Genomic DNA, 13,269 nt, shown 5'->3' with positions numbered 1-13,269 from the left:
CCCCGCAAACCACTAATACCAGAGCTTCTCTCACTAGGGCCCAATCTGCTTGGCGAACTTGACATCTCGAATGGATCCGGCGGGCAGTGCCAGACCGTCGCCGACGTTGACGCTAACGCCGACACCGTAGGAGATCTCCAGCAGCTTAAGACGGCGCATGCCGGGACTTCGGTCGAAGGCGTCTCGCATCGCGTGAGGCGGTCCGACAGCGAGGATGGTGTACGGGCTACTGGTGGGATTGTTGTCGACCAGAATCGCTCCACCGGCCTGGCGGATGGTGACATTCGGTCCGATCCGGACACCGTCGACCGAGACAGCCTCGGCCCCACTTGCCCACAGCGAGTTGAGCACGAGCTGCAGATCGCGGTCCAAGATGATTTGCTGGCTGCCGCTGACGCGCTGCTTGGATGCGTCGGAAAGATTGGGCCCGACACCGGGGTCGGTCACCGTCACCGTCAAGCCAGGGCCGATGACCGGTGTGCTGGCAGCCGCCAGATTGAGGGCGTCGAGCTGGGTCAGCAGCCGTTGTCCTTCGACGTCGTCGGCCAACGCCAGCCGCTGCACGTCGTCGACCTTCGCCGAGAGTGCGCTGCGCCGCTGGGCCAGTTCGGCGGCAGCGGCCTGAGTGGAACGCACACTGGTCACCAGCAGCTGCTGTGCCGCGTGCACGCCGGGGGCAACCAGGCGCGCTTGCGCGACCGCGGCAGCGAAAACCGCGGCGACCAACGTGGCCGCCAGGGCCTGCCACAGCCAGCCGAAAGCGCGGGCTCGAACAGTTCGCTGGGCGCCGGAACTCTCGCGTTTGGCGGCTGCCGCGGCGTAACCGGGATCGAGGTGGTCGGACAGCAGGGCACGAAGCAGCGACGGCACCGGGTTCCGTTTAGGCCGCGCGGCGTGGGCACTGTAGCCGGCGTTGGGGTCATAGCCACCGAGCAGCCGGCCCGCCTCAGCCATTCCCGCCCGCATTTCGGCCGACCGGCTGGAAAGTCCGGTGCTTGATCTTGGGAATCCGGCGCACCACCATCGTCATCTGCACGATGTAGAGCACAAATGCCCAGAGGTATGCATACAGACCCCAGATCAGAAACGCCCAGCCGCATGCCTTGAGCGCTCGGCTCCACAACGCATCCCACTGGCCCAGCAACAGCACCGGAAACCCGGCCATCAAAGCAAACGTGGCGGCCTTGCCGACGTAGGTGACCGGCAGCGCCGACACCCCCCGGCTCCACAGCGCCGGCAGAGTCAGGGCCAGCGCCGCGTCGCGGGCCAGCAGTGCCGCGATGAACCACCACGGCACGATCCCGCTCAGCCCCAGCACGATGGGCACCGTGATCATGTAGAGCCGATCAACGGCGGGGTCCAGCAGCACGCCCAGCCGGGACGACTGGTTGAGGAGCCGGGCGATCTTGCCGTCGGCCCAATCCGAGGCCCCGCTGAACATCAGAATCGCCACCGCCCAGCCATGGGCGGGCGCGATCAGCATTACGTAGACGAACACTGGGATCAGGGCCAGGCGGATGGCGCTCAGCAAGTTCGGTACCGTCAGCACCCGATTCTGTGCGAGCACTGGCTTCATGAGCGGTGACCTTAGCTGGGTGACGAGGGAGCCCGCATCACGGGCGCCGAACGCCCGAACGGGAACCTGGCCCCACGGTAGGGCACGAACATGAATCCGGCTGCACGGTTGCGGCCCCGGCTCACCGGAAGACGCCGGGCAGGCTCAGCGTAGAGAGAGTGTCGTCGGACAGTGGGTTGTCGTTGACCATGTAGGTCCATGTCGACGTGGGCCTGGCCAATTTGGACAGATCCAGCCCGGGCTCGTCTTCGAGAACGTTGGCGGTTTCGAAGGTCTGCTGTGCCGCCTCGATCGCGTCCGCGGCCAGCGAGGCAAACGCGTCCACCGCCATCCGGTGAAACTCGTCAAGCGGATTCTGCCGACCGAGCGCCCGCAGGTGAATGCTTTCCCGGATGTCGGCCAGGTATGCCAGGTGATCTGCCCAGCCCCGGTCGAGGTGATAGAGCATGATCATCCGACAGATCTTCTCGAGGCGGTCCTCGGACACTGTCTCGGATAGCTCCTGGTACCGCTTGGGCGCCAAGTCCGCGAGTTCCTCGCGTGCGGTTGCGGTGCGCAGCAACGTGTTGCGCCGGTCGACGATGATGGCGCGCTGCTGGGCGATCAGTTGGTTGTAGCGCCAGGTGTTTGCGTGCACGTCGAGCATGCGGCCCTCGGCAACTCGCTGGGCGTGGTCGAGCAGCCCGGCCGCTTTGGCGCTGACGATCTGGCCGTCTTCGTCGGTTTCCATCGGAAGCTTGTTGCCGTCCAGGTTGGCCGCGACAACGTCGTCTTCCCAGCTCGAGAAGAACACCGATGATCCGGGATCGCCCTGGCGCCCGGCGCGGCCGCGCAGCTGGTTGTCCAGCCGTTGGGTGTGGTGGCGGCCGGTGCCCACCACGTGCAGCCCGCCCAGTTCGGCGACCTGGTCGTGGTCGGCTTCATCGGATCCGCCCAACCGGATATCGGTGCCACGCCCGGCCATCTGGGTCGAGACGGTGACCCTGCTCAGGGTGCCGGCCTCGGCGATGACCGCAGCCTCTTCGGCATCGTTTTTGGCGTTGAGCACCACCGCGGGAATGTCGCGGCGCAACAGCCGCTCGTGCAGATCTTCGGACTCGGCAACGTCGCGGGTGCCGACCAGGACCGGCTGTCCCGTGTCATGTACCTCGGCGATGTGTTCAACGATCGCGTCGTTCTTGGCCGCCGCGGTGATGTACACCCGGTCGGATTCGTCCTCACGAATGTTGGGGGTGTTCGGCGGTATCGGCGACACGCCCAACTTGTAGAACTGGCGCAGCTGCTCACCGGCCGCCAACGCGGTTCCGGTCATGCCGCACACGGTCACGTACCGATTGATCAGTGCCTGCACCGTGATGGTGTCGAGCACCTCTCCGGTCTCGGTGGTTTCGATACCTTCCTTCGCCTCCACCGCCGCCTGCAGCCCGTCGGGCCAGCGCTGCAGTTGTGCGATGCGACCGCGCGACGCGTTGATCAGGTGAACCGCGTCGTCTCGCACGATGTAGTGCACGTCGCGCTGCAGCAGCACATGGGCGTGCAGGGCCACATTGACTTCGGTCAGCGTGGTCCCGACATGCTCTTCGGAGTACAGATCGATGCCGCCCAGCGCCTTTTCGACCTTGCGCGCTCCGGCCTCGGTCAGGTGGACGTTGCGGCTGTCGGCGTCGGTGGCGAAGTACTCGTCGGCGTCCTTGTCTTTGACGAGTTGGCCCACCAGCTTGATGATCTCCAGCCGCGGTGTCTCGCGGTGAGTCGTCCCGGCCAGCACCAGCGGGACCAGTGCCTCGTCGACCAGCACCGAGTCGGCCTCGTCAATGAGCGCAACATCCGGATTGGGTGAGACCAGGTCGGCGACATCGGTGACCAACTGGTCGCGCAACACATCGAAGCCGATCTCGTTGACCGAGGCATATGTCACGTCGCATTCGTATGCGGCTCTGCGGTCTGCTCCGGTTGATTCGGCGGTGATCCAGCCGACCGTCAGGTCCATCGCTTCCAGCAGTGGCGCCATCCACTCCGCGTCGCGGCGGGCCAGGTAGTCGTTGATGGTCACGACGTGGACATGGCGACCGCCCAACGCGTAGCCAGCGGCCGCGATCGCGCCGGCCAAAGTCTTGCCCTCACCGGTAGCCATCTCGATCACGTCGCCGGCGAGCATGCGCAGGGCGCCAAGCAACTGCACGTCGAACGGTCGCAGCCCGGTCGCCCGCTCGCCCGCTTCCCGCGCGATCGCGAGGAACTGGGGAATGTCGGCGGAGTCGGCGAGGTCTTCCAGATTGAGCAGCCCGGCCGCCTTGCGCAGCTTTTCGTCGTTGAGGTCGGCGGCTTCTTTGTCGAAGTCAGCTGAAGCGGTCACCTGGGCGAGCGACCGGTTTTGATTCTTTTCCGTTGTGGCGCCGAGCAACCGCCAGAATCGGCTGCTCAGGCGGCCCGACTGGGCGCGCGTGGTCTTGGACACAGCCCAACGGTACGCGACGCCCAAACCGCGGCGAGCGTGCGTGTTTGTGCGCGACACGCCGGGCGCCGCTGTACAACTGCGCACGCTCGCTGCCCGCGACGCGCGGCGAGCCGCCTAGGCCAGGTTTGATCGGCGCGGGTAGGCGACGCTCGGGTCGGTGAGAACGTTGACGACGGCCGGAAGCCCGCTGGCGAAGGCGCGTTCCAGCGCGGGACGAAGTTCAGCGGGCGCGGCCACCAGCTCTCCGTGGCCGCCTAGGGCGCGTACCACTTCGTCGTAGCGGGTTCCCGGGCGCAGCTCGGCCACCACCGAATAGCCATAGAGCGCTTCCATCGGGTGCTTCTCCAGACCCCAGATGCCGTTGTTGCCGACCACCGACACGACCGGCACGTTGTGGCGGACCAACGTGTCCCATTCCATTCCGCTGAACCCGAATGCGCCATCGCCTTGCAGCAGCACCACCTGACGCTCCGGCCGGGCCAGCTTGGCGGCCAGGGCGTAGCCGGGCCCCGATCCCAGGCAGCCGAACGGGCCGCTGTCGAGCCAGCAGCCCGGCTGGTAGCTGTCGATGACACGCCCGGCATAGGACCCGAAATCGCCCGCGTCGATGACCACGATCGCATCGCGATCCAGCAGCGGCGCCAATTCCGCGTACACCCGCATGGGGTGCAGCGGGATCCGAGCTTCAGCGAGTTCGGTCTTCTCCCGTTCGCGTGCCTCGGTCTCGGTGTCGCGCAGTTCGCGGATCCAGCTCTGATGGTCGCCAGCATCAGGTCCGGTCAGCGCCGCCAGGATCTGACTCAAGTCCCCGTAGAGGCCGGCGGCAATGGGTCGTGGATGCTGGCGTTCGGGCTCGGCGCGGTCCACCACGATGAGCTGGGTCTGCGGCCCGAAGACTCCGCCGAAGCCCAGACGAAAGTCCATCGGCACGCCGACAATCAGCGCGACGTCGGCCTCGCCCAGCGCTTTTGATCGGGCCCGCGAAAAGGCAAGTGGATGGTCGGCGGGCACGACGCCACGCGCCATCCCGTTCATCAGCACCGGAATCTGCCGTTCTTCGGCAAGGCGCAGCAGCGCGCGCTCCCCGTGGCCCCACCAGACATTCGTTCCGGCCATGATGACCGGGCGCTGGGCCCGCGAGAGCAACTCGGCGGCCCGATCGATTTCCCGGCCGTTCGGGGCCGGGTGTTGTGCGGCTGCCGGTTGCTCGGTCAGAACGCCCGGCCGACCGTCATCTTCTGCCATGGAAAACACGTGGTCCATCGGGAAATCGACGAAGGCGACCCCGGAGTGGGAGCCCACCGCGGCCCGCAGCGCTTGGTCGACCAGGAGACCGGCATCCTCGGCGGACTGGGCGGTGGCGGCAAAGCGGGTCAACGGCGCCACAAACGGCACGTGGTCGATTTCCTGCAGCGAGCCCATCCCCCATCGCCCTGCCGGTGCCCGGCCCCCCAGGACCACCAGTGGCGACTGGTTCTGTTGGGCGGCGGCCATTGCGCTCATGCCATTGGTGACCCCGGGGCCGGCCGTCAGCGCCGCCACGCCCGGCACCCTGGTGACCTTCGACCAGCCTTCGGCGGCGAACGCCGCGGTCTGTTCGTGGCGGGTATCGACCAACCGGACGCCCTCGTCGCGGCAGCCGTCATAGAGCGAAAACAGATGGCCGCCCGATAGGGTGAACACGGTGTCGACACCGCTGGCGCGCAGCCTGCGGGCGACAAGCCGGCCGGCATGAACGGTTTGGACTGGGGCGGCGTCGGTGCTCATGTCCGTCATATTTGGGAAGCCTAGCCACCTCCTTCGGGTACCTTCGCCGAAGGATTTGTATTGAGCAATCACCTCAACACCTCGACCGTGAGGAGTACCGATCTTGGGCCCGAAGCCGTTTACGCCCTCCATCGACTGGTCCAGCGCATTCGTAGATTCGGTGTTTTGGGTGGCTAAAGCGTGGGCGATCAGCGCCGTCTGCGTGATCGCCGCGTTGGCCCTCTTCAAGTTCTTCACGCCGTGGGGCCGGCAGTTCTGGCGAATCACCTCCGAGTACTTCATCGGCCCCAAAAGCATTCGCGTGTGGTTGATGCTCGGTGTGCTGTTGTTTTCGGTAGTGCTGGCGGTGCGACTGAATGTGCTGTTCAGCTACCAGGGCAATGACATGTACACCGCATTGCAGAAGGCCTTCCAGGGCACCGCCGCCAGTGACGAAGCGGTGAAACGCTCAGGCGTACGAGGATTCTGGATGTCCATCGGGGTCTTCAGCGTCATGGCAGTAATACACGTGGCCCGCGTCATGGCCGACATATACCTGACCCAGCGCTTCATCATCGCGTGGCGGGTGTGGCTCACCGACCATCTCACCAAGGACTGGCTCAAAGGTCGGGCTTACTACCGGGATCTGTTCATCGACGAAACGATCGACAACCCCGACCAGCGTATTCAGCAAGACATTGACGTCTTCACCGCGGGCGCCGGGGGAACACCTAATCAGCCGTCCAATGGGACCGCCAGCACGCTGCTGTTCGGGGCCGTGCAGTCGATCATCTCGGTGATTTCCTTTACCGCGATTCTGTGGAACCTGTCCGGCACGCTGAATATCTTCGGCTTGTCATTCCCGCGGGCGATGTTCTGGACCGTGCTGATTTACGTCTTGGTGGCAACGATCATCTCGTTCGTCATCGGGCGGCCGCTGATCTGGCTCAGCTTCCGTAACGAAAAGCTCAATGCCGCTTTCCGTTACGCGCTGGTGCGATTGCGGGATGCGGCCGAGGCCGTGGGCTTCTACCGCGGCGAGCGGGTGGAAGGCGCACAGTTGGAGCGCCGCTTTCTACCGGTCATCCGCAACTATCGCCGATATGTCCGCCGCAGCATCGCGTTCAACGGCTGGAACTTGTCCGTGAGCCAGACCATCGTGCCGTTGCCCTGGGTGATCCAGGCGCCGCGATTGTTTGCCGGGCAGATCGACTTCGGCGACGTCGGCCAGACGGCCACGGCCTTCGGCAACATTCACGACTCGCTGTCGTTCTTCCGTAACAACTATGACGCATTTGCCTCTTTCCGGGCGGCGATCATCCGTCTGCACGGCTTGGTCGATGCCAACGAGAAGGGGCGCGCACTGCCTGCGGTATTGACCAAGCCAAGCAGCGACGAGTCCGTCGAACTCACCGATGTTGAGGTTCGCACCCCCGCTGGAGATCGATTGATCGACCCGTTGGATGTCCGGCTCGACCGCGGCGACTCACTGGTGATCACCGGCCGGTCGGGCTCTGGCAAAACGACGTTGCTGCGCAGCCTGGCCGAGCTGTGGCCGTTCGCCTCGGGAACTCTGAGCCGCCCAGACGGTGCCAACGACACGATGTTCTTGTCGCAGCTGCCCTATGTGCCGTTGGGCTCGCTGCGAGTCGTGGTGTGCTACCCGAATTCCCCTTACGACATCCCGGACGAGGCGGTGCGCGACACGCTGACCAAGGTCGCCCTGGCTCCGCTGTGCGACCGCCTCGACGAAGAACGCGACTGGGCGAAAGTCCTCTCTCCCGGTGAGCAACAGCGGGTGGCGTTTGCCCGGATTCTGCTGACCAAACCCAAAGCCGTCTTCCTTGACGAAAGCACGTCGGCGCTGGACACCGGTCTCGAGTTCGCGCTCTACGAGTTACTGCGCAACGAGCTACCGGACTGCATTGTGGTCAGCGTCAGCCATCGACCCGCCCTGGAGCGACTGCATAACCAGCAGCTCGAATTGCTCGGCGGCGGCCCTTGGCGGCTGGGTCCGGTGAACCAGGAGCCGGCACCGGCCTAACGACACCCCGCTCCCGGCGGAAGCGGCAGCCTTTTCGCCAGAGCCGACGAGCGGTCCCGTTCATCAGAGCTATTGCATGGCGAATTCATGGCCCGCCACCCACCTCGGCGTCAATTGCGGATACCAGCCAGCAATAAATCTACGGCTCACCATCCGGTGAATTAATCGACATCTTCGGGATGCTAATTCAACCGGTCAGGAATTGTTTATCTTCTCGTCATCGCCCACCATGGCAGGCCGCCGCGATACTACTGGAACCCACTCTCCCGCAGTCTGACTGGACCACCCGCGGCCGGGCACATGGCGCACCGACACTGACCCGGGCGATATTCCGAGTGTGATGAATATTCGGGCATCAACTTGCTTCGATCGATCCGCCTATTGCGCTATCTCGCTGAAAGTCATTCGTGTCTCAACAATTCATCGAACCCGGAATTAAAATGGTTTCCAATTAGGACATTTTTGGCATGCCGTCGCGTAATGTCCCGACCCAACCTCGTTAGCGGCAGGTTTTTCTGGCCGATCCAGCGAGATTCGTTGGTATTTGGTTCTGGGAGGAGAACGTGATGGCGTTTGTGCTGGCGGTGCCGGACATGGTGGCGGAGGCTGCGGCCGATCTGGCTGGTGTCGGGTCGGTGATCGATGCCGCGAATACGGCCGCGGCCGGGTCGACGACGGGGATCGTGGCTGCCGCTGAGGATGAGGTTTCGGCGGCGATCGCGGCGTTGTTTTCCGGCCACGGTCAGGCGTATCAACAGATCAGCGCTCGAGTCGCGGAGTTTCACGCCCAGTTCGAGCGGGTCTTGGCCGCCGGTGCGCAAGCCTATTCCGGCGCCGAAGCGGCCAACGCATCGTTCCTGCAAGACCCGCTGCAAACTGCGCTCAACGCCATCAACACACCAGTGCAGGACTTGACCGGGCGGCCGTTGGTTGGCAACGGCGCCAACGGTGTGCCCGGGACCGGCGCAAACGGGGCGGCCGGCGGCTGGTTACTCGGCAACGGTGGTGCGGGCGGCTCGGGTGCGGCCGGCCAGGCCGGCGGCGACGGCGGGGCGGCCGGGCTGATTGGCGCTGGGGGCGCTGGCGGAGCCGGCGGAAACTCGCCGTTAGGCAATACCGCAAACGGCGGGAACGGCGGCACCGGCGGGGCCGGTGGGCTGTTGTTCGGCCCCGGCGGGGTGGGCGGAGCCGGTGGGGCGAGCTTCCTGACCGGTGGAACCGGTGGTGACGGTGGGGCCGGCGGCCTATTCGGGGCCGGCGGACTCGGCGGGGTCGGCGGGTCCGGCAACGTCGGCGGCAACGGTGGGGCCGGCGGGGCCGGTGGGCTGTTGGCGGGTCTGGTCGGTGCCGGCGGTGGTGATGGTGGCAGCGGCGGGCTCGGCGCGGCCGGCGGAGATGGTGGCAACGGCGGAAGGGCCGGCCTGTTTGGCGGCGCGGGTGGTGCCGGCGGCATGGGCGCAACCGGCGGTCACTCGGGTGGTGACGGCGGCGCCGGCGGTGACGCGGGCCTGCTTTTCGGCACCGGGGGCGCCGGTGGGGCAGGCGGTCACGCCTTTGACGGTGACGGGGGCGCCGGAGGGGCCGGGGGCAACGCGGGGCTGATGTTCTCCAGCGGCGGGTCCGGCGGGGTCGGTGGTGCCGGCTCGATCGACGGCGGAGCGGGCGGCGCCGGCGGGGACGCGGGCTGGCTGGGCGGCGGCGGGGCCGGCGGCGCCGGTGGCTTCGGCACGATCAGCGATGGAGGCGCCGGCGGCCGGGGCGGCGTCGGTGGACAGCTATTGGGTAACGGCGGAGCAGGCGGTGCCGGCGGGCAGGGCGGCAATGATGGTGGCGCCGGTGGCCTCGGGGGCAATGGCGTCCTGATCGGCAATGGCGGCAACGGCGGAGTCGGCGGAGTAGGAGAAACGCCGGGTGGTGATGGCGGCGGCGGAATCAGCGGGCTACTGCTGGGCGCAGACGGATTCAACGCCCCGGCGAGTAGTTCCCCCGTGCACGCCCTGCAACAGCAGGCGCTGGCTGCAATCAACGCACCCGTCCAGGAGCTGACCGGGCGCCCGCTGATCGGCAACGGCCTGCCCGGTTCCGCGGGTAGCGGGGAGGCTGGCGCGCCGGGCGGTTGGCTGCTCGGCGACGGCGGAGCTGGGGGGTCTGCCGCTGCGACCCCGGGAGCCGCCGGCGGTGCCGGCGGTGCGGCCGGGCTGGTGGGTGCCGGCGGTGCGGGCGGTGCCGGCGCGAATACGGGGATCAGCAACCCCGGATTCGGCGGGGCCGGGGGTGCCGGCGGGGCTGGTGGATTCCTGCTTGGCGACGGCGGCGCTGGTGGAGCCGGTGGGGCCGGGGCCGGCGCCGGCGGCGGTGTGGGCGGGGCTGGTGGTGCCGGCGGACTGTTGGGCGCCGGTGGGACCGGCGGAGGCGGCGGAGTCGCCCCCTCATTGGTTGACGGCGGCACCGGAGGCGCTGGGGGTGCCGGCGGCGCTGGTGGTCTGTTCGGCGGGATTTTCGGCGCCGGCGGCGGTGACGGCGGGGCCGGTGGATTCACCGGCGGCATTGATGGTGCCGGCGGAGTCGGCGGGGCGGGCGGGAATGCCGGCCTGCTGGGCGGCCCGGGCGGATCGGGCGGCAGCGGCGGCGACGGGATTGCGAAACTGGGACTCAACGCCGACGGAGGCGCGGGCGGTGCCGGCGGCAACGGCGGGTTCTTGTTCGGCAGCGGCGGGACCGGCGGGTTCGGCGGGGTGGGCGGAGTCGGCACCAGCACGGGTATTGGTGGTGCCGGCGGACGCGGCGGCAATGCCGGTTTGCTGTTCTCCGACGCCGGGGTCGGCGGGTTCGGCGGCTTCGGCGGCACCGGCGGCGGAACCGGCGGCACCGGTGGGAATGCCGGGTGGCTCGGGTCGGGCGGGTCCGGTGGCGCCGGCGGCGGTTCCAACGGCGATGGTGGCGCCGGCGGAACCGGTGGCTCCGGCGGACAAATAGTCGGTGATGGCGGCGCGGGCGGCGCCGGCGGGCAGGGCGACCTTCTTGCGGCCGGCGGCAGCGGCGGAGACGGCGGCCAGGGCGGCGACGCCGTGTTGATCGGCACCGGCGGCAACGGCGGCAACGGCGCTTCCGGAGTGCTCGCGGGTATCGGCGGTGACGCGGGCAGCCGTGGATTGCTGCTCGGCGAAGACGGCATCAACGGCGAAGCCGCCCCTCCGATGACGCACATCGTGTTGCTCGGCGGGGATTTCCCGGCGGCGGCTAGCTAGCGGTGCCGGACGGCCGCGGCGATCGACACGACGTGCCGTGATAACTCAGGGGGCCACGCGGGCGCCCGCGTGCGCCGCGGCATGGGCTCCGGCACGGCGCCCGAAGAATGATCCCTCCCCCAGCTGCGTACCGCTCGCGTAGCCCTTGCCATCCTGGGCGATGTTGGAGGCGCACGCGCCGGCCGCATATAGACCCGCCACCACCGACCCGTCGCTTCGCAGCACCTCGCCGTCGACCGATGTGGCCAGTCCACCGAGGGTGAAGCCGGCATACATCGCCTTGCCCAGCGACATGTCGAATGCTCCCCATGGCCCCTTGTCCTGGGGGGCAAGGAATTCCGGCTGTTTGTGAAAGTCGGGATCCTCGCCGCGCGCGGCACAGGTGTTGTAGCGATCCAGCGTCGCAACCAAATTGCCGTCCGGAATGCCAAGTGCGGCTTCCATTTCGGCGACGCTCTCCCACCCGTCGATCAACGGAACCAGCGGCATCTTGGGATGCTGCAGGTGTGCCTCGTCGACGATCAGATAGGCCGCGCTGTCGGGTTGATCCATGATGAACCCCGCCGTGCGGGAATGATATGAGTCCTCGGCGACGAAACGCCGTCCGAGCTTGTTGACGATGACGCCGGTCAGCAGGATCGATGGCGGGTACGGCGGAGCGGTAACGAAGATCTGATCCATGTGTTCGGTGGCGCCGCCGGCCGACACTCCCATCCGAATGCCCAGCCCGTCGTCGTAGGTGTTGCCGAGCACGAACGGCTTCTCGGCCAGTTTCGGGGTGTACTTGGCGACCATCTCGGGGTTCATCACAAATCCCCCGGCAGCAATAATCACCGACTTCGCCTTGATCGCGCCGGTTTCGGTGAACCGCTTCCACATCACTCCGGCTACCCGGGCCGCCGTTCCCGAGCCGTCCACGATGAGTTCGGTGGCGCCCGTCTCGTAGCGGATCTGCACCCCCAGGCTCGCGGCTCGTTTGAGCAGCAGGTCGATCACCATCGACGCGCCGCCGGTGTCACCCGGAACCGGCACCTTGTGGCCGCGTGGCGCCGGCACCGCCTTTTCGAAGAAGGGCCAAACCTTCTCATTGCCGGTGAACATCAATCCCTCGGTGTTGGGCTGGATCACCGCCTTCCCGGGAAAGTAACTACGCTCGAACTGAAAGCCGAGGTCTTCGAGCCAGTTGAAGTGCTCGACGCTACCGTCGCAGTAAGCGCGAATCTTGGCGTGATCGGGCTGGCGCGACACCGCAGCCAAGTACTTGTACATCTCATCGGGTGTGTCCGAGTGACCGGTCGCCTGCTGGACCGCCGTTCCGCCGCCCAGATAGAAATGCCCTCCGGCCAGCGATGTGGTTCCGCCCGCCGCGGCTGCACGTTCGAGCACCAGCACCCGGGCGCCGGCGGCGGCCGCCGCGACTGCTGCGCATCCCCCGGCGATACCGAAGCCGATTACCACCACATCGACGTCATCCGTCCATGAGGTCACCGTGTCTGAGCTAACCGTCGCTGGTATCTCGGTGTTCAACGCTGCTCCCGTTTGATGTAGTCATAAAACGCCTTGATTTCCGGCGAGAAGTACGCAATTTCCACAAACGGCACCCCCGCCTGTGGTGCCGCGACGTAGGCGAACTGAATTCCCCCCGGCATCGAGCCGCGCTGGACCACGCTGGCGCCGTGGTCAGCGGCCTCGGCCAGTGCGATCTCAAGCTGCTCGGGGCCCTCGACCTCCAGACAGATGTGATGCAGGCCCGGCCCGCAATCGCGCAGAAAGTCACTATAGATATTCTCTCCGCAGACCGGAGAGATCAGCTCCAGCTGCATGTCGCCGAGATAGCTCAGGGAGATACTCGCGACAAAGTCGGCGGGCTTGCCTCGATAGCTGCAGCTGTCCGGAGCAAAGTGCACATCGGGTATCCGCACCCACTTGCGAGCGCCCAATAAGCCTGTGAGCGCTGCTTCTGTAGCATCCAGATCCGGGGTGACCCACGCAATCTGTGTCGGCGACCGGACAGAAAGGTTCATCGTCTCGCAGGATAGCTCAGCCCGCTGAGCCCAGAAAGAGCGCAGAGGAACTTTGCCATCGTCACTAGTGGCGGTAACGCCGGGCCCAGGTGAACACGTTCTAATTCGGCGAGCGGCGCGGGTAGGTGGTCGGTCGGACGCAGCGGTGTCAGCGACTCTGGGATTCCGGCCGA

General features: G+C 66.8%; 8 protein-coding genes. 2 read left to right on the top strand and 6 right to left on the bottom strand.

What is annotated here, in order from left to right:
* Nucleotides 1-33: 33 nt before the first annotated feature.
* The 4 genes from CCUG20998_RS13045 to CCUG20998_RS13030 all read right to left on the bottom strand — a co-directional run bounded on the left by CCUG20998_RS13045 (nt 34) and on the right by CCUG20998_RS13030 (nt 5,801).
* Complete coding sequence (locus tag CCUG20998_RS13045) at nt 34-954, bottom strand: DUF881 domain-containing protein (RefSeq protein ID WP_012394414.1); 921 nt, start codon at nt 952-954, stop codon at nt 34-36.
* Nucleotides 947-1,576 (bottom strand): CDP-alcohol phosphatidyltransferase family protein, encoded by a 630-nt coding sequence (locus CCUG20998_RS13040; RefSeq protein WP_020728958.1) that lies wholly within the window; start codon nt 1,574-1,576, stop codon nt 947-949. Before CCUG20998_RS13040 ends, CCUG20998_RS13045 begins: the two co-directional genes overlap by 8 nt.
* Nucleotides 1,577-1,697: 121 nt before the next feature.
* Complete coding sequence (secA2, locus tag CCUG20998_RS13035; protein ID WP_020728957.1) at nt 1,698-4,034, bottom strand: accessory Sec system translocase SecA2; 2,337 nt, start codon at nt 4,032-4,034, stop codon at nt 1,698-1,700.
* A gap of 114 nt (nt 4,035-4,148) precedes the next feature.
* A complete protein-coding gene (locus CCUG20998_RS13030) occupies nt 4,149-5,801 on the bottom strand; it encodes an acetolactate synthase (RefSeq protein ID WP_036455657.1) in 1,653 nt (550 codons plus the stop codon).
* Nucleotides 5,802-5,904: 103 nt separating this feature from the next.
* On the opposite strand from CCUG20998_RS13030, the gene CCUG20998_RS13025 reads away from it, so the two are divergent.
* Both CCUG20998_RS13025 and CCUG20998_RS13020 read left to right on the top strand, forming a co-directional pair.
* Nucleotides 5,905-7,824 carry a vitamin B12 ABC transporter pemease/ATP-binding protein BacA gene (locus CCUG20998_RS13025; protein WP_036449894.1) on the top strand — a complete coding sequence of 640 codons (1,920 nt, stop codon included), beginning with the start codon at nt 5,905-5,907 and terminating at the stop codon, nt 7,822-7,824.
* A gap of 566 nt (nt 7,825-8,390) precedes the next feature.
* Nucleotides 8,391-11,072: a PE family protein gene (locus tag CCUG20998_RS13020; RefSeq protein ID WP_050674534.1), complete on the top strand. Its 2,682-nt coding sequence runs from the start codon at nt 8,391-8,393 to the stop codon at nt 11,070-11,072.
* A 45-nt stretch (nt 11,073-11,117) separates the two neighbouring features.
* Here CCUG20998_RS13020 and CCUG20998_RS13015 read toward each other — a convergent pair whose 3' ends face one another.
* On the bottom strand, nt 11,118-12,599 hold the full coding sequence (locus CCUG20998_RS13015) for an FAD-binding protein (protein WP_036455656.1): 1,482 nt from the start codon (nt 12,597-12,599) through the stop codon (nt 11,118-11,120).
* A complete protein-coding gene (locus CCUG20998_RS13010) occupies nt 12,596-13,096 on the bottom strand; it encodes a VOC family protein (RefSeq protein ID WP_036455655.1) in 501 nt (166 codons plus the stop codon). Before CCUG20998_RS13010 ends, CCUG20998_RS13015 begins: the two co-directional genes overlap by 4 nt.
* Between the last annotated feature and the right edge of the window lie 173 nt (nt 13,097-13,269).

Origin of the sequence: Mycobacterium marinum, from assembly GCF_003391395.1 — a bacterium.
In the GTDB taxonomy this organism is placed as follows: Bacteria; Actinomycetota; Actinomycetes; order Mycobacteriales; family Mycobacteriaceae; genus Mycobacterium; species Mycobacterium marinum.
Note: the sequence above shows the minus strand (reverse complement) of the source record. Positions and strands in the feature narration are given on the sequence as shown.

What these genes read in the sequence shown, in the direction of transcription:
- CCUG20998_RS13010 (WP_036455655.1), bottom strand. Translation starts at nt 13,096, where the DNA reads ATGAACCTTTCTGTCCGGTCGCCGACACAGATTGCGTGGGTCACCCCG.
- CCUG20998_RS13040 (WP_020728958.1), bottom strand. Translation starts at nt 1,576, where the DNA reads ATGAAGCCAGTGCTCGCACAGAATCGGGTGCTGACGGTACCGAACTTG.
- CCUG20998_RS13045 (WP_012394414.1), bottom strand. Translation starts at nt 954, where the DNA reads ATGGCTGAGGCGGGCCGGCTGCTCGGTGGCTATGACCCCAACGCCGGC.
- CCUG20998_RS13020 (WP_050674534.1), top strand. Translation starts at nt 8,391, where the DNA reads ATGGCGTTTGTGCTGGCGGTGCCGGACATGGTGGCGGAGGCTGCGGCC.
- CCUG20998_RS13030 (WP_036455657.1), bottom strand. Translation starts at nt 5,801, where the DNA reads ATGAGCACCGACGCCGCCCCAGTCCAAACCGTTCATGCCGGCCGGCTT.